The following is a 22,649-nucleotide window of genomic DNA, read 5'->3' on the forward strand; positions in this document are numbered from 1 at the left end:
CTGCGAGCTGCGGATTTTTACCGCTCAATTTTCTCAAAATTTATTTTGATTGACCTGCTCAGGAGTGTGAAACGCATGGCAAAACCCCGATCCAGCAAAGTCACCCAGCCCACAGCCACGGCGGACGAAGTCCGCACCGTCCCATCTCATGCACAGGTTGATATCGCCGTTGACGGTTTGGGTGTCCGCATCATTCATCCTTACAGCGACGGCGAAATTGTCCGCAGCTTCGATTCCGGGCATACCACCCGCGTGCGCGAAGGATTGCCCGTCCCGCTCGGCGCAACCTGGGACGGTCTGGGCGTAAACTTTGCGCTGTTTTCCGCCAACGCCACAAAAGTTGAACTGTGCCTGTTTAATGAAGCCGGTGAGCAGTATGACGTGATTGAACTGCCCGAATACACCGATGAGGTCTGGCATGGCTATCTGCCGGACGCCCGCCCCGGCCTGCTTTATGCGTACCGCGTTCACGGCCCTTATGCGCCGCACGACGGCCACCGGTTTAATCCGGCCAAATTACTGCTCGATCCGTATGCCAAGCAAATTGTCGGCGAACTGAAATGGGACGACGCGCTGTTTGCTTATGACATGCAAAGCGCGAAGAAAGACCTGCACATTGATAACCGCGACAGTGCGGAATTTTTGCCAAAGTGCCGGGTTATCGATCCGGCATTTTCCTGGGCGCGCTCGCGCAAACGCCATATCCCGTGGGAAAAAACGCTGATTTATGAAACGCATGTGCGCGGTTATACCATGCGCCATCCGGCGGTGCCGGAACATCTGCGCGGCACATTCTCCGGAATGAGTACGCCGCACATCGTGGAATATCTCCGTTCGCTCGGCGTGACGTCGGTTGAGCTGATGCCAATTCATGCGTTCACCGATGACCGGCATTTGCAAGATAAAGGGCTGCATAATTTCTGGGGTTACAACACGCTGAGTTTCTTCGCGCCGCACCCGCAATATATGGCGACGCACACCGTGAATGAATTCAAGCAGATGATTGCCACACTGCACGCGGCGAATATTGAGGTCATTCTCGACGTGGTTTACAACCACACGGCGGAAGGCAATGAACTTGGCCCGACGCTCTCGTTCAAAGGCATCGATAACGCCAGCTATTACCGCCTGATGCCGGACAATAAGCGTTATTACATCAATGACACGGGAACCGGCAATACGCTCAATCTCAGCCATCCGCGTGTGCTGCAAATGGTGACGGATTCACTGCGCTACTGGGCGACCGAAATGCAGGTTGACGGTTTCCGCTTTGACCTGGCGACCATTCTCGGGCGCGAAAGCTACGGTTTCGACGAAGGCTGCGGTTTCCTCGATACCTGCCGCCAGGATCCGGTACTCAGCCAGTGTAAGCTGATTGCAGAACCCTGGGACTGCGGCCCCGGCGGCTATCAGGTCGGTGGCTTCCCGCCCGGCTGGATGGAGTGGAATGACCGGTTCCGCGACACGGTGCGTAAATTCTGGCGCGGCGACGAAGGCCAGCTCGCGCAGTTTGCCACCCGACTTTCCGGCTCGGCAGATTTGTTTAATCACCGCGGGCGCAAACCTTATGCGTCGGTGAACTTTATTACCGCGCACGACGGTTTCACGCTTAACGACTGGGTGTCCTACGCGAACAAGCACAACGAGGCCAACGGCGAAAACGGCAAAGACGGCAGCGATAACAACATTTCGGCTAACTACGGCGTGGAAGGCCCGGCGGAGGATCCGGCGATTAATGAACTACGGCTGCGGCAGATGCGCAATATGCTGGCGACGCTGCTGTTTTCGCAGGGTACGCCAATGCTGCTGGCCGGTGATGAATTCGCGCGATCGCAAAACGGCAACAACAATGCTTATTGTCAGGACACCGATATCGCGTGGGTAAACTGGAATATTGAGGAAAAAGGCCAGTCATTACTGCTCTTCACTTACCGGCTGATTGCCCTGCGCAAGCGTTTTCCGATCCTGCATCGTGGCCGCTTTCTGACCGGCGCTGTGCATGAAAAACTCGGCGTGAAAGACGTCAGCTGGTTCCAGCCGCAAGGGCCGGAAATGACCGATGCCGCGTGGAAAGATCCGCACGCAAAATGCATCGCGATGCTGCTTGATGGCCGCGCACAGCCGACCGGTTTGCTGCGTCAGGGCTCATTAAGTACGGTGTTGCTGCTGTTTAACGCCTCGCATAAAGATGTCGTATTCACGCTCCCGTCCGTGGCGCACGGCGAAGGCTGGCGTCATATTCTTGATACTTTCCAGCCCGATGATGTGAATGAGCATAACTTTGAGTTTGGCCGCGAATACATTTGTACGTCACGAACCGTCGTGCTGTTTGAACTGGTGAGCACCGCCAAGCACTAAACCCGCAGCGCTGCTTCAGGCATTCAAAATCTGAAGCAGCGTTTCTCGCCCTTGCGCCAGCCCTTTCTCGCGCCCGATGGCCTGACGGCTCACGCCTTCCGCACGAATAATGTGGCAATCCGACACGCCCATCAGTTCCAGAATAGAGGCCAGATACGGCTCCTGGAAATCATGCAATTTGCCCTCTTCCGTGCTGTAAACGCCGCCACGGGTTGAGGCGATAAACGCCGTTTTGCCGGGGATCAGCCCGATGACGCCTTGTGGCGTATAACGGAACGTTTTCCCTTTCTGACAGACCTGGTCGATCCACGCCTTCAGGTTGCTCGGGACCGCGTGGTTATACATCGGCGCGCCAATCACCAGCACGTCGCAGGCCGTCAGCTCTTCGATGGACTGATAAATCCCGTCCAGTTCCGCCTGAAGTTGCGGTGTAATCACTTCGTCCTGCGCGTTGTGCAGCAGGCTCATGGCGGCGGCAGAAAGATGAGGCGGAGGCGTGACGCCCAGATCGCGGTACGTCACTTCCGCGCCGGGATTACGTGCGCAAAGTTCGGCGACAATCATGGCAGACAGCTCGCGGGAGACAGAACCCGTGGTAAACGGGCTGGAATCGAGGTGTAAAATTTTCATCGGGTTATCCTGTTTCAATAAGTTTGTTTGCATGAACACAGGGTAATCGTTGTTGTAATGATGAAAAATACCTAATATCGCAACACATCGTCCCATTAATGCAACGACGGAAGCTTTCACCGATGACGGAAGATCTCAATGACATGGCGCTGTTTGCCGCCGTAGTGAAACATCAGGGTTTTACCGCCGCAGGCCGCGCGCTGGGCGTGTCGAAATCCCTGCTCAGCCGCCGGATTGACGCGCTGGAAACCCGCCTCGGCGTGCGTTTGCTGCAACGCACGTCGCGCCACTTTTCAGTCACCAGCGTGGGTGAATGCTACGCGGTTGAATGCCAGAAATTACTGCAACAGGCCCAGGCGGCGCGGCAGGTCATCGACGATTTGCAGCAAAATCCGCGCGGGCTGCTGCGCGTGTGTACGCCGGTGATGATGGCGGAAATGGTGGTCGCTCCGCTGATGACGGAATTTCTTACCCGGTTTCCCGATATCCAACTGGAGCTTCTGGCCATCAACCGGTCGGTGGATTTGCTGGAGGAGAATTTCGACGTCACCGTGCATTCGCACAGCGAGCCGCTCGATGATTCCGGTTTGTACCGTAAAGCGCTCGGCCTGCTTCGCTACGTGCTGGTTGCCAGCCCGAAGTTTATCGCGGCGCTGCCGTCCGCTCCTTCCGCGGATCAGCTGAGTTATCTGCCAACGTTGGTGCGCAAAACGCCGTGGGCGGCGAGCCACTGGGAACTGTCGCATCCGCAAGACGGTACCCGCAAAGTAGAATTAACGCCGAAGATGATCAGCAATAATCTGCTGGTGCTGCGTCAGGCCGCAGTGGACGGATTGGGCGTTGCACTGCTGCCGGAAACGGCGTGCAAAGAGGATTTAGCGTCGGGAAGGCTGCACTATTTTCTGCCGGACTGGCAAACACCGCCGTCTGAGATTTCGGCGCTGTATGCCAGCCACAAAGGTCAGTCTCCGGCGTTACGCGTGTTTCTCGATTTTCTTGCCGGGAAACTGCACGGAACGCTGTAAAACGGTTACTCCGGATCTTTCAGGTAGGCTTTGAACTGCGGCGACATGTAGGTTTTGAATGTGTCGCCCTCTTTGGTGATGAGATACACCGCCAGATGTTCTTTCTCCGCCAGCGCCAGCGCTTTGTGGGTGCCCAGCACCATCAGGCCGGTGTCCCAGCCATCCGCTTCCAGCGCGGTCGGCGCAATCACGGTCGCAGAAACCAGCTTATGGGTGATCGGCGAACCGGTCGCCGGGTCGATAATGTGCGACAACCGTTTGCCGTTCAGCTCGTAATAATTACGGTAGCTGCCGGAGGTGCTGATCCCCATGCCCTGCAAATCGACAATCGCCTGCACTGCCGTCTCTTTGTCCGTCGGTTTCTGAATCGCCACCTGCCAGGGATTACCCTTCGGATTGTGTCCGCGTGAAACCACTGCACCGCCCACCGACACCAGATAATTGCTGATACCGTTGCCTTCAATCAGGCGCGCCAGATGATCGGTCGCGTAACCTTCGCCAACGGTCGAGAGATCGACATACATCCCCTGCAAATCTTTTTGCAGATATTGCCCGTCGCTCTGCTGGATCACTTTCAGATGTTGTAAACCCGTGCGCTGACGGGCATCCGCAATCTGTTCCGGCGTCGGCATTTTCACCGGCTGTTTATCCGGGCCGAATCCCCACAGATTCACCAGCGGTCCGACGGTAATGTCCATCGCGCCGCCGGTCAGCTGACCAATGCGCATTGACGTCACCACGGCGTCCGCCATTCCCGTGCTGACCGGTTGCGGCACGTTGCCCTGATACTGGTTAAAACGCGATAAAACCGAGTCTTCTTTGTAGGTCGACAGCTCGTGATCGTCCTCTTTGAGCTGCGCTTCGATTTGTTCACGCAGCGCGGCTTCCCGGTTTTTATCCACTCCCGCCAGGCTGACACGGTAAAACGTGCCCATGGTTTTCCCTTCAATCACCAGCGCATCTTTTGCATCAGATGCGCCACCATCGCAGGCAGACAGCAGACTCACCGCACACAGCAACAGTGTGCAACGTACATAAACCGGTTTTGAAAACATGAAAATGGCTCAGTTGAGTGCCCGTTGCCGGGCAGAAAAAGTATCAGGACATTAAGGGGTCGCGCTTAAACCACGACGCAACAAAGTTTCTGTCAAAGGTTTCGGGTCAGCGGCTGCGCTTGGCGTGGCGCTCCCAGTTTTCCTGTTTGGCCTGCGCTGTTTTCTTCAGCGCAACGTAACAGGCGCCCGCACCGCCGTCTTTCTGGATTGCCACGCTGAAAGCCTGCACGTCATCAAGCTGTTTCAGCCACTTGGCGACGTAGCTGCGCACGATATTGGCGTGGCTTTCGTCATCCCGGCCACGGCCATGAATAATTAACAGGGTGCGTAAATTCTCCACCTGCGCCTGACAGAAGAAAGCAAAAAGCTCCTGTCGGCACTGTTCGACCGGTTTACGCAGCAAGTTCAGGCTGGCCTCCAGCGGATATTTCCCCTGCCGGAGTTTGTCGAGCACGCCCTGCTGTACGCCGTCGTGTTTGTATTCCAGCGGCTCGTCGCACGGCTGGATATTCAGAAAACCGGTGGTCAGCGGATTTTCACGCTTTTCGGCGGCATCGCCGGTTTCCGGTTTGTTCCCTGTGACTGAATTCCTGAGGTAGACCACCCGTTTATCCGACGCCAGAGGCTGCACTCCCGCCATTTCCTGACTGAATAAATCATCATCATCGCTCATTTCTTACCTCTTTTTCAGCGGTGGGACCGGGATAAATTATCCCTGCAAATGCCCTGCGGGTAAAGCCGGGTTCCGTCTGATGAACGCCGGTAAAGAATTCTGAAATGGCCGGATAACCGGTAAAAGTCATTTTTGAATCTATACTTAGCAGCTGGGGCAGAAAAGCATTCCGACCAATGCGATTCTGTAATCCCGTCAAATTGAGGAGAAAAGATGCCGTACCTTGATGATCCCTTAATTATTTTCACAGACCTGGATGGATCACTGCTCGACCATCACGATTACAGCTGGAAACCCGCGCAGCCGTGGCTGGATAAACTGGCTGCCGCGAATGTCCCGTTAATTCTGACCACCAGTAAAACCTCCGACGAGGTCGCGGCATTACAGACAGCCCTGCACTTAACGCATCAGCCTTTTATTGCAGAAAACGGGGCGATTATCCACCTGCCGCCAGGCTGGCAAACGCAGGAACAGGAACCGGTTCACGTCATGGGTGCCCGTTACAGCGATATCCGTCAGGCGCTGGTCGATTTGCGCCAGCGTTATGATTTTGAGTTTCGCGGCTTTGGTGACGTCACGCCAAAACAGGTCGCAGTCTGGACGGGCTTACCTGAAGCACAGGCTGAACTGGCGATGCAGCGCGAAGCGTCCGAACCGCTGGTGTGGTTTGGTAACGATCTGGATTTTGCACATCTGAAAAAGTGCCTGTCCCGCGAAGGTCTGGCGCTTACGCGCGGCGGCCGCTTCTGGCATGTCATGGGTACCGACGCCGGAAAAGGTCAGGCGGTGCAATGGCTGTCGCAACTGTACCGGCAACAGCGCGGCGTGCCGGTCGCCAGTATCGGGCTGGGCGATGGCCCGAACGATTTATCGATGCTGGAGACCGTGGATTACGCCGTGGTGATTAAAGGCTATCACGAGCATCAGATGCCGGTGAACGACGGGAACGGCTCACAGGTATTTCGTACCACGGAGTTTGGCCCACACGGCTGGAGCCAGGGGCTGAATCATTTTATTACCCTTCCTTAAAGGGAGGCGTTAAAGGGAAAGTTGTTTATTCAATGCCGGGTTTTGCATTGTTTATTGCTCTTTGTTTTACCGATAAGACTTCCAATAATTTTATCTATTCTAAAATTGGAGAATACCGTATGAGCGATTTTTATCAGGATGGTGTAATCACTAATTTTCATAACCTGACTAACCGTAAAGTTGAAGAACTGGAATACGATTTGCAGGTGTTTTCAGGCCGCCGTTCAATGGGATTAATATTACCTTCATTGTTTTCAGAACTTGAAGGCCCGGCGCTGACCCATATTGTTGATGAGCTGACAAAAGTCCCCTATCTGGAAGAAATAGTCATTGGTTTAGATCGCGCAGACCGCGATCAGTTTTTATTTGCCCGCGAATTTTTTTCCCGCCTGCCGCAGCGTCACCGTATTTTGTGGAATGACGGCCCGCGTCTGAAGGCGCTGGATGAAGAGCTTAAAAAAGAAAATCTCTCGCCAAATGAACCGGGCAAAGGCCGCAACGTGTGGTTTTGCGCCGGGTATACGCTGGCATCGCGCCGCACCTCGGTGGTCGGGCTGCACGATTGTGACATTGTCACCTACAGCCGAGACATGCTGGCGCGTCTGATGTATCCGGTGGCAAACCCGAATTTCCATTACGATTTCTGCAAGGGCTATTACGCCCGAGTGGCGGACGGGAAATTTAACGGCCGCGTCGGGCGTCTGCTCGTGTTCCCGCTGCTTAAATCGCTGCAAATTGTTTATGGTCATTCGGATTTTCTGGAATATCTGCGCACCTTCCGCTATCCGCTTTCCGGTGAATTTGCCATGCGTACGCACGTTCTGAATGATTTGCGCATTCCCAGCGACTGGGGTCTGGAAATTGGCGTGTTGTCCGAACTTCACCGCAATACCGCGACGCGCCGTATCTGTCAGGTGGACATCGCTGATAATTACGATCACAAGCATCAGCCGATGTCAGAAGATGACGCCACCAACGGTTTGCAGCGCATGAGTATTGATATCACCAAAGCGCTGTACCGTAAGATGGCAATTCTCGGCGTGAATATCACCAGCGAGTCGTTCCGTATTCTGAAAGCCACGTATTACCGCAACGCGCTGGATATGATAGACAGTTTTGAGAATGATGCGCGGATGAATGGCCTGTCGTTTGACCGCCACAGTGAAGAATCCGCAGTAGAACTCTTCTCCGGTGCGATAATGGAAGCCGGTCAGGCGTTTGTGGATACGCCGAGTGAAAAACCGTTTATTCCGAGCTGGAGCCGTGTGCAGTCGGCGTTTCCGGATATGCTGGATCGCATTCATGAAGCGGTGGAAAAAGATAACGAAGGCGACGTGTAACACCCTGAGGATTCTGAAAACAGAAAAGAAAAACGCTGCGATAGCAGCGTTTTTTATGGAACTGATCAGCAAATTACGGATTAGAAACTAGGCAGATTCTTTTTTTCCAGGGAAAAGTAAGCTGGCCACAATACCCAGCGCCAGCACACCCAGCACCACGTAAAGACTGGTTAACGCCTCGATTTCTATCCCGTGATGCCACAGATGATTACTTGAGTTCAGCGCCAGTTTTGCTGCAACAAAAAACAGCAGGAAAATCACAGATTTTTCCAGATGCACCAGATATTTACGCAGCGCCTCAAGCACGAAATACATCGTACGTAAGCCCAGCACGGCGAACATCATGGCGGAATAAACAATCAGCGGTTCGCGGCTGACGGCAATGACCGCAGGCACGCTGTCAAAAGCAAACATCAGGTCGGAGATTTCCACAACGGCAATACACAGCAACAGCGGCGTGGCGTAACGCACACCCTTCTTCACGGTAAAGCTGAAGCCCTGATTTTCCGGTTTCGCCAGTTCAGCTTCGACCTGCTCGCTGCTGACCAGAAAATGCGGCCCTACCAGTTTCGGGAACACCGGGAAAAAGCGGCGCACCAGACGGTTAGCGATGTGATCCGAGTAATCATCATTCTCTTCATCATCGTTGCCAGCACGCATCATCAGAATCGCCGTCCACAAAATGACAACGGCAAACACCATTTCAACCCACGGCCCCAGCGCCAGGAGGCTGGTGCCGATCACCACAAAAATCCCGCGAAAAACGATGGCACCGATAACGCCCCAGTAAAGAATGCGATGACGATAACCATCGGGCACTTTAAACCAGGAAAAAATCGCCATAATCACGAACAGGTTGTCCACGGACAATACCTGCTCCAGCGCGTAACCGGTCAGGAACAAGCTGGCGACTTCTTTGCCATGATGGATATACAAAAAACCGGCAAAGCTGAGAGAAACAGCAATCCAGAAGACGGTCCAGATTGAAGCGCTTTTCAGGCCAATCGGTTTGTGGCTGCGATGCGCGAAGATATCAATCAGCAGCGCGGCGACGGCCACGACAACAAAAACCACGGTCGTTTCGAATGGGAATCCCAGAGAATCAGACTGCATTACACCTTTCCTAAAGTTAAACGAAAGCTAAACGAATCTGCGCATTGTATGCGGTTGCGAAGCGAATGGGTATCAAAGTCGTTGGCAGGTGGCATTTTGTGCCATAATCTCGCGCGGCAAATTAAGGGTGGAAATTGAATCTCACGCCCGCGAATAATTCATCGTCAGGGAATATCCTTAGGTTGCTATAAATTGATTCAGACGGCTAATTCATTAAAATAGAATTATAATTTTAACGGATAATTTGACGCAGTTTTAAATCTCATTGATTCTCAATTCGACTTAATTCCCAGTTCAGATCAAAATATTCCGAAAAAAAACCTGTTTAAAATCGGGGTTTTTTAACATTTCGCTCTTTTCGCTCCATTCAGCTACTTATCACTCGCAGCAAAAGATGTTAAAATTGACCCATATCAATATTGCCAGAGTGACTATCATGATCCCAGAAAAACGTATTATTCGACGTATCCAATCTGGTGGCTGTGCAATCCATTGTCAGGACTGTAGCATCAGCCAGCTTTGTATTCCTTTCACCCTGAACGAGCATGAACTCGATCAGCTGGATAACATCATCGAAAGGAAAAAGCCGATCCAAAAAGGTCAGGCATTGTTTAAAGCCGGTGATGAACTGAAATCCCTTTATGCCATCCGTTCAGGGACCATCAAAAGCTATACCATCACTGAACAAGGTGACGAACAGATTACCGGTTTCCATCTGGCAGGCGATTTAGTCGGTTTTGATGCCATTGGTGGTTTACAGCACCCAAGTTTCGCACAGGCTCTGGAAACGTCCATGGTTTGTGAAATCCCGTTTGAGACACTTGATGACCTCTCCGGGAAAATGCCAAATCTGCGCCAGCAAATGATGCGTCTGATGAGCGGTGAGATCAAAGGTGACCAGGATATGATCCTGCTGTTGTCGAAGAAAAATGCTGAAGAAAGACTGGCGGCGTTTATCTACAACCTCTCCCGCCGTTTTGCACAACGTGGCTTCTCTCAGCGCGAATTCCGCCTGACCATGACCCGTGGTGACATCGGTAACTATCTCGGCCTGACCGTTGAAACCATCAGCCGTCTGCTGGGCCGTTTCCAAAAATCAGAAATGCTGAGTGTTAAAGGCAAGTACATTACGATTGAGAATCACGAAATGCTTTCTCAGTTAGCCGGACAGTCTGCCCCCGTTTCTGCCTGACCGTTTTGATTTTCTTCTAATAGATTGGCGTCGGATCATTCAAGGAATAATTTGTTGATCCGACTCAATTTCTCCTCTGTCCGATTGCTTAATCTTGGTTTACTCTGTACTTAATACACTGACCGCCGTTCTCTTACAGGTGTTAAGGAGTCCCCATGGCTAAGTATCAGAATTTACTGGTTGCTATAGACCCCAATCAGGATGACCAACCCGCACTGCGTCGTGCCGTTTATCTGGTGCAGCGTAACGGTGGCCGCATCAAAGCTTTCCTGTCCATTTATGACTTTTCGTACGAAATGACGACCATGCTTTCGCCGGATGAGCGAACCAGCATGCGCCAGAGCGTGATCAGCGAAAGAGAAGAATGGATCAAAGAGCAATGCCACTATTATGTCGACGCGGGCATTCCGATTGATGTGAAAGTCGTCTGGCACAACAAACCTTTTGAAGCGATTATTCAGGAAGTGATTTCCGGAAATCATGATTTGCTTCTGAAAATGGCCCATCAGCATGACCGTCTTGAATCCGTTATTTTCACTCCGACGGACTGGAATTTGCTGCGCAAGTGCCCTTGCCCGGTCTGGATGGTGAAAGACCAGCCGTGGCCGGAAGGCGGTAAAGCGGTGGTTGCCGTTAACCTTTCCAGCGAAGAGCCGTATCACGACCCGCTCAACATCAAACTGGTGAAAGAGACTATCGAACTCGCCAGCCATGTGAATCAGACCGAAGTCCATCTGGTCGGCGCATATCCTGTGACACCCATTAACATCGCCATCGAACTTCCCGATTTTGACCCCAGCGTTTACAACGACGCGATACGCGGTCAGCATCTGATTGCGATGAAAGCGCTACGCCAGAAATTCCAGCTCGACGAAAAATTCACGCATGTGGAAAAAGGCCTGCCGGAAGAAGTCATTCCTGATCTTGCGGAGCATCTGCAAGCGGGTGTGGTGGTGCTGGGGTCTATCGGGCGTACCGGGTTGTCTGCGGCGTTTCTGGGCAATACCACAGAACAGGTGATCGATCATCTGAAATGTGATTTGCTGGCCATTAAGCCCGATGATTTCGAGTGCCCTATTACGTCGGACGATGACGAAGAAGATGACGACGAATAACGTCTGAACAACGGATAAAACAAAGGCCAGTCATCAGACTGGCCTTTTTCATTACTGAAATACTGATGGAGAATTACAGCGCGCGCAGAATTTTCTCCACGCTTTCTTTCGCATCGCCAAACAGCATTTGCGTATTTTCTTTGAAGAACAGCGGGTTCTGTACGCCGGCATAACCGGTGTTCATCGAACGTTTAAATACGATAACGTTCTGCGCTTTCCACACTTCCAGCACCGGCATGCCGGCGATCGGGCTGCGCGGATCTTCCTGCGCGGCCGGGTTCACCGTGTCATTCGCACCGATCACCAGCACCACATCGGTATCGCTAAAGTCGTCGTTGATCTCGTCCATTTCCAGCACGATGTCATACGGGACTTTTGCTTCAGCCAGGAGCACGTTCATGTGGCCCGGTAAACGCCCGGCCACCGGGTGAATACCAAAACGGACTTTGATACCTTTCGCACGCAGTTTCGCCGTGATGTCGTGTACAGGATATTGCGCCTGTGCCACCGCCATGCCGTAGCCCGGGGTGATGATCACTGAGCTGGCGTTTTTCAGCATGTCGGCCACTTCTTCGGCTGACGCTTCATGGTATTCGCCCATTTCTTCCGCATCGCCGGTAGAAGAACCGTCAGTACCGAAACCACCCGCAATCACGCTGATGAACGAACGGTTCATCGCTTTACACATGATGTAGGACAGAATCGCACCGGAAGAACCCACCAGCGCACCGGTGACGATCAGCAGGTCGTTGCTCAGCATGAAGCCTGCGGCCGCCGCGGCCCAACCGGAATAGGAGTTCAGCATGGAAACCACCACCGGCATATCCGCACCACCGATGGAAGAAACCAGATGCCAGCCGAAACCCAGGGCAATAATGGTCATGATAAGCAGTGCCAGAACTTGCAGGCCCACGCTATCGGTACGAACGAACGTCACCATCAGCAGGAAAGAAACGACCAGCGCCGCCAGATTCAGCTTGTGACGGTGTGGCAGTGCGAGCGGTTTGGAAGAGAAAATTCCGCGCAGTTTGCCAAACGCCACAATCGAACCGGTGAAGGTCACCGCACCGATGAAGATGCCGAGGAACACTTCGGTCAGATGGATGTTCTCCATCACACCTTCCATCGGTACAGCACCGTGATCCAGATAGCTGTTAAAGCCCACCAGAACCGCAGCCAGACCCACGAAGCTGTGAAGGATTGCCACCAGCTCAGGCATTTCAGTCATTTCGACTTTACGTGCCAGATATACGCCAATTGCACCACCAATCACCATCGCCACGATGATCCAGCCTACATTGCCGGAGTCTGGCCCAAGAATGGTCGCGATCAGCGCGATAGCCATCCCTGTGACACCGAAAATGTTACCCTGCTTTGACGTTTCATGTTTTGACAGCCCCGCAAGGCTGCAAATAAACAGAATAGCGGCAACAATATATGCTGCTGTAACTAAACCCCCAGACATATGTTACCCCTTAGTTCTTGCGAAACATCTTCAGCATGCGCTGAGTGACGGTGAATCCGCCGAAAATATTGATACTGGCAATCAGAACGGCAATAAAGGACAGGAAACTGACCCAACCGCCATGACCGATTTGCAGCACGGCACCCACCACGATGATCCCTGAAATGGCGTTAGTGACCGACATTAACGGGGTATGCAACGCATGACTGACATTCCAGACCACGTAATAACCGACCACGCAGGACAGCGCGAAAACGGTAAAGTGGGAGAGGAATTCTTTCGGAGCAACATTGGCCAGCCAGCCAAACAGCACGATGGCGACGGCCATGATGATGAATTTGGTCCACGGGTTAGCCGGTTTAGCTTCTGCTTTCACTACAGGTTCAGCGGCTTTCGCAGCTTGTGGCTGTGCAGAAACCTGAATCGGTGGCGCAGGCCAGGTGACTTCGCCGGTTTTCACCACAGTCACGCCGCGCACAACGGTATCTTCGAAATCAATTTCGATTTCGCCGTTTTTCTCTTTGCACAGCAGTTTCAGCAGGTTAACCAGGTTGGTGCCGTACAGTTGCGAAGACTGTGTTGGCAGGCGGCTTGGCAGATCGGTGTAACCGATGATCTTCACACCGTTTTCAGTTGTGGTGATTTTGTCGGCAACGGTCAGTTCACAGTTACCGCCGGTTTGCGCCGCCAGATCGACAATCACGCTGCCCGGTTTCATGGAGGCGACCATTTCTTTGGTGATGAGTTTAGGTGCCGGACGGCCCGGGATCAGCGCGGTAGTCACGATAATGTCCACTTCTTCAGCCTGAGCTGCAAACAGCGCCATTTCCGCTTTGATGAACGCTTCGGACATCACTTTCGCGTAGCCGTCACCGCTGCCCGCTTCTTCTTCGAAGTCCAGTTCCAGGAACTCAGCGCCCATACTTTGTACCTGCTCCTTAACTTCAGGGCGGGTATCAAACGCACGAACGATGGCACCAAGGCTGCCTGCTGCACCGATGGCAGCAAGACCAGCCACACCGGCACCGATAATCATGACTTTTGCAGGCGGGACTTTACCGGCGGCGGTGATTTGCCCGGTGAAGAAACGGCCAAATTCATGCGCAGCTTCAACAATCGCACGGTAACCGGCGATGTTAGCCATCGAGCTCAGGGCATCCAGAGATTGCGCGCGGGAAATACGTGGCACAGAATCCATTGCCATCGCCGTCACCTGACGGTCGGCCAATTTTTGGATCAGTTCAGGATTTTGCGCGGGCCAGATAAAGCTGACCAGCGTGGTTCCTGCCTGTAATTTGTCAATTTCATCGTTTTCAGGCGCATTGACCTTCAAAACAATATCTGATTGCCATACATCATCGCCATTGACGACCGAGGCCCCCGCTTCTTCATACGCGGAATCTTCAAAGCTGGCTAACTTACCGGCACCCTGTTCGATAGCCACCGTGAAGCCGAGTTTGAGCAACTGTTCCACCGTCTTCGGCGTGGCTGCAACCCTGGCTTCATTGGTCAACCGCTCTTTTGGTACACCAATACGCATAGTATTCCCTTCACCCTTTTCATTGATGATTTGTGTCATCGACATAACAATTCAATTACCAGCCTGTCGGTTATATAAACGACCGAAAATCTGTTTTTGCAGGCTGGGTATAACCTACTGAATATCTAATCAATAATCTACGTATCGCAGCGATAGTCAGGCAATTAATAATAAAAAAATTGATATGGTCCGCAAACCTGCTGCAAACCGTGAGAAACAGGCCTTTATTTCACCTGAGAATCCTATTTATACCGGATCAATCACTCAGGTAAGTCTCACTCTACCCCGCCCGGCGCGGGCATAAAAGTTAGAAAATAGTGAATAATTAACATTTATTTCACTACTTGGTTTATTCATCAAACTTATATAAGTTAGGGACAGTAAAAAAAGAGGTGTGATATCTCGATACCGCTCGCATTATTGCCATAAATTGCTGAGACACTCAGCATTGTTACATGCAATAATCGGCCGCTAACCTGTTACACATCAAGAATTCAGCACGTTTCAACATTACAGCGCAAGGTGAAAGGATTTTTTATGAAGCTGACAAAAACGATCATCGCATCGGCCCTGTTTTCTATTTCTGCGCTGTCCGCAGCACATGCCGCGCAGGAAATTAGCCCGCAGAAAGCAGCAGCCATCAAGCCTTTTGATCGCATTGTTATTACCGGGCGATTTAACACGCTGGGCGACGCGTCTGACGCCGTCTCCCGCCGTGCCGATACGCTGGGTGCAGATTATTTCTATATTCAAGATACCAATACCACTAACAATAGCGGTAACTGGCGCGTAGTTGCAGATATCTATAAAAAAGATGCGCCTGAAGTCAGCAATGACCCGCATTACCGCGTGATTAACGGCGTTGTAGAGCTTCCGAAAGACGTCGCTTACGGCCTTGAGCCTTTTGATACTGTGACTGTCAGCGGTTTCTACCGCAGCCAGCCAGACGTTAATGATGCTATTACTCAGGCCGCGAAACAGAAAGGGGCTTACTCCTTCTTCATCGTGCGCCAGATTGATGCCAACAGCGGCGGCAACCAGTACATCACTGCGTTCATTTATAAGAAAGATGCACCTAAACGCGTCGTTCAGTCTCCGGATGCCATTCCTGCTGATTCCGAAGCGGGTAAAGCGGCGCTGGCAGCAGGCGGTGCAGCAGCGAAGAAAGTTGAGATCCCGGGCGTGGCTTCTTCCGGCAGCCCAAGCCGTTCAGTAGGCCGTTTCTTCGAGACGCAGTCTTCTACCGGCCAGCGTTACACCGTCACGGCAACTAACGGGGCTAAAATTCAGGAAGTGAACGACGTCACCGCTGCTCAGATGGTTCCGTTCGATTCCACTACCTTCACCGGCCACTTCAACAGCACCACCGACGTTTCTCAGGAAGTGGCGAACCGTGCTGCGGCGAAAGGCGCCAAGTTCTACCACATTACCCGTCAGTGGCAGAACAAAAGCGGCGGCAACCTGACCGTGAGCGCAGACTTCTTCAAATAAGTCTGACTAACGCTAAAATACAAAAGGCAGCCTTTCAGGGCTGCCTTTTTACTTTCTGCAATTCACGTCGCTGCGTGGTTCTCTGCGAACGTTATTTCCCCCAGGTTCTTTCCAGAACGTTAACCCAGTTTTTGTAGCAAATCTTCTCCAGCAGCGCCTGCCCGTAACCCGCTTCATGCAGCGCATTGACCAGCACAGGCAAACCGCGCACGTCCGACAAGAACGGTGCCATTGACGCGCCGTCAAAATCCGAGCCAAAGCCCACGTTGTCTTCGCCCAAATACTCCACAAGATAATCCACGTGGCGCACCATAATGTCGGTGCCGGTATCGTCGCTCCTTTTACCGTCTTCACGCAGGAACGGCACGGCAAAGTTCAGGCCGACGAAACCGTTGCTCTCTTTGATAGCAGCCAGCTGTTTGTCGGTCAGATTGCGTGACTGCGGGCAGATGCTGAACGCATTGGAATGGCTGGCGACCAGCGGCGCATCACTCAGCCCGGCAATTTCCCAGAAGCCTTTTTCATTGAGGTGCGACAGATCAATCATGATGCGTTTCTGATTGCAGGCTTTCACCAGCCGGACGCCCGCTTCCGTCAGCCCCGGGCCGGTATCCGGCGAGGTTTGATATTTGAACGGCACGCCGTGACCGAAAATGTTCGGACGGCTCCAGACCGGCCCCAGAGAGCGGAGCCCCATGCTGTACAACACGTCCAGATTATACAAATCCTCATCAATCGCCTCCGCTCCTTCGATGTGCATCACCACAGCTAATGCATGGTTATCGATGGACTGACGGATTTCCTGCGCCGTACGGCAAATTTTCACCTTTCCTTGCGACTGTTCTTCAATTCTGAGCAAAAAAGCCATCATGCCAAATGTGACATCACGTGCAAAATCGAAAGAAGGTGTCGGAGAAAAATCAGGATGTTTTTGAGTACCTTCCACGAGGAATCGCGTGTCGACTGAGCGATCAGGCACGCTATTTGCAAGATCAATATCTGGAGTGGGTACCCACGCGGCAAACAGCCCGCCGGCAAAGCCCGCTTCACGACAGCGCGGCAGGTCTAATTGTCCGCTGGCGGGTCCCTGAAGGAATGCGCGTTCAGGATTTTGACGATGTTCTTTCCAAAGCTGTAGCAAAACATCGTTATGTCCATCAAATACCGGCATTAATTCTTCAGTTCCGTGCGCTACGTTATTCATAAAAAAGGTCTACCTTTGATTAAGCATGACTAAGACAACGGAGATTTGTTCAGACGAAGTGCATCACCTGCGAACGATTGCACCAACGAAGAACAAACACAGTACGCTTCAGATTAGTTTTTTCGATACGAAACGTCGACAGGTGCAAAGCAACGTTTTTTCATTTAAGCCAGTTGCCTGAGTTTAAGTCAAGGGTCTGACCACGTAATTTTTAATTTTACTTTTATATATCAACACGATGGGAGTAGTTATGGTTACCAGGCGTCAATTTGTTACCGGTTTTTCTGCAATACCTGTGCTGTCATACCTTAAATTTGATTCCGTGTTTGCGGCCACGCCCGCCTCGATTCTGGTGATGGCGATCCAACTCGATATCATTACCAGCCTTGACCCGCATGAAAGCTTCGAGTCCGTGGGCAGCGAAATTACCGGCAATATGTATCAGCAACTGGTGAAACCCAAGCTGGCCTCCCCTGATGAAATCGAAGGCGATCTGGCCCTGTCATGGACCGCTTCTGACGATAAAAAAACCTTCACCTTCAAACTGGATCCTAAAGCCAAATGGGCCGACGGCAAACCGGTTACCGCTGAAGATGCCGCGTTCTCCCTGCAACGCGTGGTCAAACTGGATAAAAGCCCGGCCTACATCATCAACCAGTTTGGTTACACCAAAGACAACGTTGACAGCCTGATTACTGCACCAGACGCCGAAACTCTGGTGATCAAAACCGCTGAACCCGCTTCCGAATCATTCCTCTTATATTGCCTGACCGCCAACGTCGGCAGCATCGTGCAGAAATCCGCCTGTCTGGCGAATCAGGCCGGTGAGGATTTAGGTAACGCCTGGCTGAAGAAAAACAGCGCCGGTTCCGGTGCCTTTAAACTGCGTGACTGGAAAGTCAGTGAATCCGTCATTCTCGAAAGCAACAAGAACAACCCGCACGCGGGCAAAATCCAGCGCATCATCATGCGCCACATTATCGACCCGTCTGCCCAGCTGCTGATGTTGCAAAAAGGCGATATCGATATCGCACGTAACCTGACCACCGAACAGCTGCGTCCGCTGCTGAAAGATAAAAACTTCACGCTGGTTCAGAAAGGGATTGCCGGAACATTCATGCTTTCCGCCAATACCGCGCACCCGAACCTGGCGAAACCGCAGGTCTGGCAGGCGATCAAATGGGCGATCGATTACGAAAACATTCAGCAGCATATCGTGCCGCTGACGCACAAAATCCATCAGAGCTTCCTGCCTGAAGGGTTCCCGGCGGCGGTGAACACCATCATGTACAAACGCGATGTGGCGAAATCCAAAGCGCTGCTGGCCGAAGCCGGTTTCCCGAACGGGTTTGAAATCACGCTCGATCACTATTCCGCGTCCCCTTCTTCTGACATTGTGCAGGCATTGCAATCTAACCTCGCCGAAGTCGGGATCAAAGTGACGCTTCTCGCGGCAGAAAGCCGTCAGGTGCTGACCAAAATGCGTGCGCGTCAGCAACAGCTGGCGATGACCCAATGGGGTGCGGACTACTTTGATCCGAACTCTAACGCCGAAGCATTTTGCAGCAACCCGGATAACACCGATGCCGCAAAAAGCCGCACGCTGGCGTGGCGTTGCAGCTGGCAGGATAAATCAATCTCTGACCTCAGCACCCAGGCGCTGAAAGAATCAGATCCCGCCACCCGCATCAAACTCTACGAAGAATTGCAGACCAAACATATGGAAAACAGCCCGTTTGCCATCATGCTGCAACCGACCATGACCGCCGCCTGCCGTAACGTGATTTCCGGTGTGGTATTGACTGTAATGAGCACCAGCCCATACGAGAAGGTTGTTAAAGCGTGAGCAAGAGACTCAATGGATTTCTGAGTACCTGCATCAGCGTTTGTCTTACTTTGTTTGGTCTGTCGGTGGTGACGTTTTTTATTGGTCGCGTCATGCCGACGGACCCGGTTCTGGCTGCGGTGGGCGACAATGCACCGCAGGCAGTCGTCGAACGGGTTCGTCATGAAATGGGGCTGGATCAGCCCCTCTGGATGCAGTTCTTTCATTACATCAGTCAGGTCTTTCACGGTGATTTAGGCCGGTCTGCCCTGACGTCCAATCTGGTCACGACCGATATCGCGCGTTTCTTCCCGGCCACGCTCGAACTGGCCACGGCGGCGATTATTATTGCGGCCATCGTCGGCATTCCGCTGGGCGTCTGGGCGGCAACGCGTCAGGGAAGCTGGATTGACCAGACCATCCGCGTGGTGTGTCTGGCCGGCCACTCCCTGCCGGTGTTTGTGCTCGCGCTGCTCAGCCTGCTGATTTTCTACTCCGCGTTAGGCATCGCGCCCGGCCCGGGCCGTCAGGACATCATCTATCAGGACATGATCCCGCAGGTCACCGGTTTACTGACGGTCGATTCGCTGATCGCAGGCGATATGGGGGCATTTTGGGATGCGCTGGCGCACATGACTCAGCCGGTTCTGATCCTCGCGTATTTCAGCATGGCCTACATCACGCGCATGACCCGCACTTTCATGCTTAACGCGCTCGGCGGCGAATACGTCATCACCGCGCGCGCCAAAGGGTTGTCAGCACAGCGTGTCATCTGGAAACACGCGTTTCCGACCGTGGGCGTACAGCTGATTACGGTTCTGGCCCTGACTTACGCCGGTTTACTCGAGGGCGCCGTCGTCACGGAAAACGTCTTCTCGTGGCCGGGCCTCGGGCAATATCTCACCGTGTCATTAATGAACGCCGATATGAACCCGGTGATCGGCTCTACGTTGCTGATTGGCGCCATTTACGTGCTGCTTAACCTGCTGGCCGACCTTCTCTACCGACTATTGGATCCCCGCGTAACATGAGCATTTTACCTGTCACATCGCAACCCCGCGCAGGCAGCCGCGCCTGGCTGCTGGCGGATACGCCTCACACCCGCAGACAAGCGGTCTGGGGGCGCAGATACCGCATCTGGCTCGGCCTGCGCAAAAATCCACTGGCGATCACCGGCCTGTTTACCGTGCTGGTGGTTCTGCTGATTTCAATCTGTGCGCCGTGGCTGACCAGCTATGATCCGGGCGCGCAGGATCTGGCGCACCGTCTGGCGAAACCGTCGTCCCTGCACTGGCTCGGCACCGATGAGCTGGGCCGCGACACGCTGAGCCGCATTCTGTACGGCGGACGCATCACGCTCGGCATGGTGATTATCGTCGTGGCGATTGTCGCGCCGGTTGGCCTGCTGATCGGCTGTGTCGCGGGTTACGCCGGTGGATTGCTGGATCGCATTCTGATGCGCATCACCGACATCTTTCTGGCCTTCCCGCGTCTGATTCTGGCGCTGGCTTTCGTGGCTGCACTCAGGCCCGGCATCGAAAGCGCCATTCTCGCCATCGCCCTCACCGCCTGGCCGCCGTATGCCCGTCTGGCACGCGCCGAAACCATGCAGGTGCGCGGCACGGATTACATTGCCGCCTGCCGTCTGACCGGTGCAACGCCCGCCCGCATTGTGCTGCGCCATATCATGCCGCTGTGCGTGCCAAGTCTGGTCGTGCGCATCACGCTGGACATGAGTTCAATCATTATCACCGCCGCCAGCCTCGGATTTTTGGGCATGGGCGCACAACCGCCGTCGCCGGAATGGGGCGCGATGATTGCGACCGCACGCCGTTTCCTGTTCAGCGAATGGTGGGTGCCACTGATCCCGGCGATTGCCATTTTCGTGACTTCTCTGGCGTTTAACTTCCTCGGCGACGGGCTGCGCGACGTCCTCGATCCTAAGGAGAAATGATGCTGGTTGATATCAAAGATCTGCATATTACCTTCCAGACCAACAGCGGCAGTTTTGATGCCGTTCGCGGCGTTTCGCTCTCTCTGGGCAAGGAAAAATTCGGCATCGTTGGCGAAAGCGGTTCGGGGAAATCCCTGACCGCGCGCTGTCTGATGAACCTGTTGCCGTCCAGCGCGAAATGCCGCGCGGAAACGCTCTCTTTCGACGGCATTGATCTGCGTAATGCCAGTGAAAAACAGATGCGCCAGATACGCGGAAAGCGCGTCGGCTTTATCCTTCAGGATCCGAAATACTCGCTCAATCCGGTGATGCCGGTTGGCAAACAGGTGGCCGAAGCGTGGCAGACGCACAAAGGTGGCTCGAACAAACAGGCGATGAACGCCGCCATTGAACTGCTTGATCAGGTGAAAATCCGTGAGCCGCATAAAGTGGCACAACGTTACGCGCATGAAGTCTCCGGCGGTATGGGCCAGCGCATCATGATTGCCATGATGCTGGCACCGGATCCTGAACTGATGATTGCCGACGAACCCACCAGCGCGCTCGATGCCACCGTTCAGGCGGAAATTCTGCGTTTGCTGGATGACCTGGTGTCCAGCCGGGGAATGGGCCTGATTCTGATCAGCCACGATTTGCCGCTGGTCTCCAAATTCTGCGACCGCGTGGCGGTGATGTACGCGGGACGCATCGTCGAAACATTACAGGCCGGTGATCTGCTGAAAGCCCAACATCCTTACACGCGCGGGTTGCTGGAATGCCTGCCGTCACTGAAACATCCGCGTGACAGACTGCCGGTGCTGGTGCGTGATGAAGCCTGGAAAACCTCATGACAGTAGAATCCCCTTCTTTAGATAACAGCAAAATCATCCTCAATAACCTGCGCATTGCGTTCGGCGATACGGAAGTGGTCAAAGGCGTCAGCTTCAGCGTGGCACCCGGCGAATGCTTTGGCATTGTCGGCGAAAGCGGCTCGGGTAAATCCACGATTTTACGCGCACTGGCCGGGCTGAACCGGTCGTGGTCGGGTGAAATGGTGATTGGCGGCGAAGACCAGATGCCGGTGCGGCAGAAGCGATTTTTCCGCCGCGTGCAGATGGTTTTTCAGGATCCATACGGCTCGCTGCATCCGCGTCAGACCATCGACCGCATTCTGAGTGAACCGCTGATCGTTCACGGTTTCCTGAATATCGAAAAGCGCATTACCGATGCGCTCGCTGAAGTCGGGCTGCCGCAGGCGGTGCGTTTTCGTTTCCCGCACCAGCTTTCCGGCGGGCAGCGCCAGCGCGTGGCGATTGCGCGGGCGATGATTTCCGAGCCGGAAATCCTGCTGCTTGATGAACCCACGTCGGCGCTGGACGTTTCGGTTCAGGCCGAAATTCTGAACCTGCTGAGCGATCTGCGTGAGCGCCGGAAACTGACCTATATTCTGGTCAGCCACAATCTGGCCGTCGTAGCGCATCTTTGCACCAGCATCGGCGTCATGATTGGTGGTGAAATGGTCGAGCTTCTGAGTGCAGACGATTTGCGGACAGGCAACGTCACCCATCCGCACACAGCAGAGTTAAGATCGTTAAGTCTCAGTTTAGAGGAGCCCGAATAGCCCCGGCGGCGGATTCGGTTTTCACGGGCAGTCCGGGCTG

Annotated in this window: 19 protein-coding genes; 12 read left to right on the forward strand and 7 right to left on the reverse strand. The window is 53.5% G+C overall.

The window, feature by feature from the left end:
- Positions 1 to 75: 75 nt before the first annotated feature.
- Positions 76 to 2,358, forward strand: a complete 2,283-nt coding sequence (gene glgX / locus IV433_RS16715) for a glycogen debranching protein GlgX (protein ID WP_195815099.1) — start codon at positions 76 to 78, stop codon at positions 2,356 to 2,358.
- A 15-nt stretch (positions 2,359 to 2,373) separates the two neighbouring features.
- Here glgX and IV433_RS16720 read toward each other — a convergent pair whose 3' ends face one another.
- The gene (locus IV433_RS16720) at positions 2,374 to 2,988 is read right to left on the reverse strand and encodes an FMN-dependent NADH-azoreductase (protein WP_195815098.1); all 615 of its coding nucleotides are present in this window, start codon (positions 2,986 to 2,988) and stop codon (positions 2,374 to 2,376) included.
- Between the two features lie 122 nt (positions 2,989 to 3,110).
- Here IV433_RS16720 and IV433_RS16725 point away from each other — a divergent pair, with 122 nt between their 5' ends.
- Positions 3,111 to 4,013: a LysR substrate-binding domain-containing protein gene (locus tag IV433_RS16725; RefSeq protein ID WP_195815097.1), complete on the forward strand. Its 903-nt coding sequence runs from the start codon at positions 3,111 to 3,113 to the stop codon at positions 4,011 to 4,013.
- Between the two features lie 5 nt (positions 4,014 to 4,018).
- On the opposite strand, the gene apbE is transcribed toward IV433_RS16725, so the two are convergent.
- Complete coding sequence (gene apbE, locus IV433_RS16730; protein WP_195815096.1) at positions 4,019 to 5,068, reverse strand: FAD:protein FMN transferase ApbE; 1,050 nt, start codon at positions 5,066 to 5,068, stop codon at positions 4,019 to 4,021.
- Positions 5,069 to 5,174: 106 nt separating this feature from the next.
- On the reverse strand, positions 5,175 to 5,741 hold the full coding sequence (gene smrA, locus IV433_RS16735) for a DNA endonuclease SmrA (RefSeq protein WP_195815095.1): 567 nt from the start codon (positions 5,739 to 5,741) through the stop codon (positions 5,175 to 5,177).
- Between the two features lie 213 nt (positions 5,742 to 5,954).
- Between smrA and IV433_RS16740 the strand changes: the two genes are divergently transcribed.
- Together IV433_RS16740 and IV433_RS16745 are read left to right on the forward strand one after the other, a co-directional pair.
- Positions 5,955 to 6,770, forward strand: coding sequence for a mannosyl-3-phosphoglycerate phosphatase-related protein (locus IV433_RS16740; RefSeq protein WP_195815094.1), 816 nt, complete (start codon positions 5,955 to 5,957; stop codon positions 6,768 to 6,770).
- A 119-nt stretch (positions 6,771 to 6,889) separates the two neighbouring features.
- Positions 6,890 to 8,110, forward strand: coding sequence for a glycosyltransferase family protein (locus IV433_RS16745; protein WP_152326270.1), 1,221 nt, complete (start codon positions 6,890 to 6,892; stop codon positions 8,108 to 8,110).
- 87 nt (positions 8,111 to 8,197) lie between these two features.
- Here IV433_RS16745 and IV433_RS16750 read toward each other — a convergent pair whose 3' ends face one another.
- A complete protein-coding gene (locus IV433_RS16750; protein ID WP_195815093.1) occupies positions 8,198 to 9,223 on the reverse strand; it encodes a TerC/Alx family metal homeostasis membrane protein in 1,026 nt (341 codons plus the stop codon).
- A gap of 436 nt (positions 9,224 to 9,659) precedes the next feature.
- On the opposite strand from IV433_RS16750, the gene IV433_RS16755 reads away from it, so the two are divergent.
- On the forward strand, positions 9,660 to 10,415 hold the full coding sequence (locus IV433_RS16755) for an FNR family transcription factor (RefSeq protein WP_013575564.1): 756 nt from the start codon (positions 9,660 to 9,662) through the stop codon (positions 10,413 to 10,415).
- Between the two features lie 155 nt (positions 10,416 to 10,570).
- Positions 10,571 to 11,530: a universal stress protein UspE gene (gene uspE, locus IV433_RS16760; RefSeq protein ID WP_195815092.1), complete on the forward strand. Its 960-nt coding sequence runs from the start codon at positions 10,571 to 10,573 to the stop codon at positions 11,528 to 11,530.
- A 73-nt stretch (positions 11,531 to 11,603) separates the two neighbouring features.
- Here uspE and pntB read toward each other — a convergent pair whose 3' ends face one another.
- Positions 11,604 to 12,995, reverse strand: a complete 1,392-nt coding sequence (gene pntB, locus IV433_RS16765) for a Re/Si-specific NAD(P)(+) transhydrogenase subunit beta (protein ID WP_195815091.1) — start codon at positions 12,993 to 12,995, stop codon at positions 11,604 to 11,606.
- Between the two features lie 10 nt (positions 12,996 to 13,005).
- Positions 13,006 to 14,535: a Re/Si-specific NAD(P)(+) transhydrogenase subunit alpha gene (gene pntA, locus IV433_RS16770; protein ID WP_195815200.1), complete on the reverse strand. Its 1,530-nt coding sequence runs from the start codon at positions 14,533 to 14,535 to the stop codon at positions 13,006 to 13,008.
- Between the two features lie 537 nt (positions 14,536 to 15,072).
- Here pntA and ydgH point away from each other — a divergent pair.
- Positions 15,073 to 16,026 (forward strand): DUF1471 family protein YdgH, encoded by a 954-nt coding sequence (gene ydgH, locus IV433_RS16775; protein WP_195815090.1) that lies wholly within the window; start codon positions 15,073 to 15,075, stop codon positions 16,024 to 16,026.
- 91 nt (positions 16,027 to 16,117) lie between these two features.
- Here the strand turns inward: ydgH and IV433_RS16780 are convergent, their stop codons facing one another.
- Positions 16,118 to 17,230, reverse strand: a complete 1,113-nt coding sequence (locus tag IV433_RS16780; RefSeq protein ID WP_195815089.1) for a dipeptidase — start codon at positions 17,228 to 17,230, stop codon at positions 16,118 to 16,120.
- 250 nt (positions 17,231 to 17,480) lie between these two features.
- Here IV433_RS16780 and IV433_RS16785 point away from each other — a divergent pair, with 250 nt between their 5' ends.
- From IV433_RS16785 to IV433_RS16805, 5 genes are read left to right on the forward strand one after another with little or no spacing between them, the layout of a single operon-like run.
- Positions 17,481 to 19,076 (forward strand): ABC transporter substrate-binding protein, encoded by a 1,596-nt coding sequence (locus tag IV433_RS16785; RefSeq protein ID WP_195815088.1) that lies wholly within the window; start codon positions 17,481 to 17,483, stop codon positions 19,074 to 19,076.
- On the forward strand, positions 19,073 to 20,086 hold the full coding sequence (locus tag IV433_RS16790; protein ID WP_195815087.1) for an ABC transporter permease: 1,014 nt from the start codon (positions 19,073 to 19,075) through the stop codon (positions 20,084 to 20,086). Before IV433_RS16785 ends, IV433_RS16790 begins: the two co-directional genes overlap by 4 nt.
- Positions 20,083 to 21,009 (forward strand): ABC transporter permease, encoded by a 927-nt coding sequence (locus tag IV433_RS16795; protein WP_195815086.1) that lies wholly within the window; start codon positions 20,083 to 20,085, stop codon positions 21,007 to 21,009. Before IV433_RS16790 ends, IV433_RS16795 begins: the two co-directional genes overlap by 4 nt.
- Entirely contained in the window at positions 21,009 to 21,839 is an 831-nt protein-coding gene (locus IV433_RS16800; RefSeq protein ID WP_195815085.1) for an ABC transporter ATP-binding protein, read from the forward strand. Before IV433_RS16795 ends, IV433_RS16800 begins: the two co-directional genes overlap by 1 nt.
- A complete protein-coding gene (locus tag IV433_RS16805; protein ID WP_152326279.1) occupies positions 21,836 to 22,609 on the forward strand; it encodes an ABC transporter ATP-binding protein in 774 nt (257 codons plus the stop codon). The genes IV433_RS16800 and IV433_RS16805 overlap by 4 nt, the downstream gene beginning before the upstream one ends.
- Positions 22,610 to 22,649 lie beyond the last annotated feature (40 nt).

Source organism: Rahnella laticis (assembly GCF_015644585.1).
GTDB classification, from domain to species: Bacteria; Pseudomonadota; Gammaproteobacteria; order Enterobacterales; family Enterobacteriaceae; genus Rahnella; species Rahnella laticis.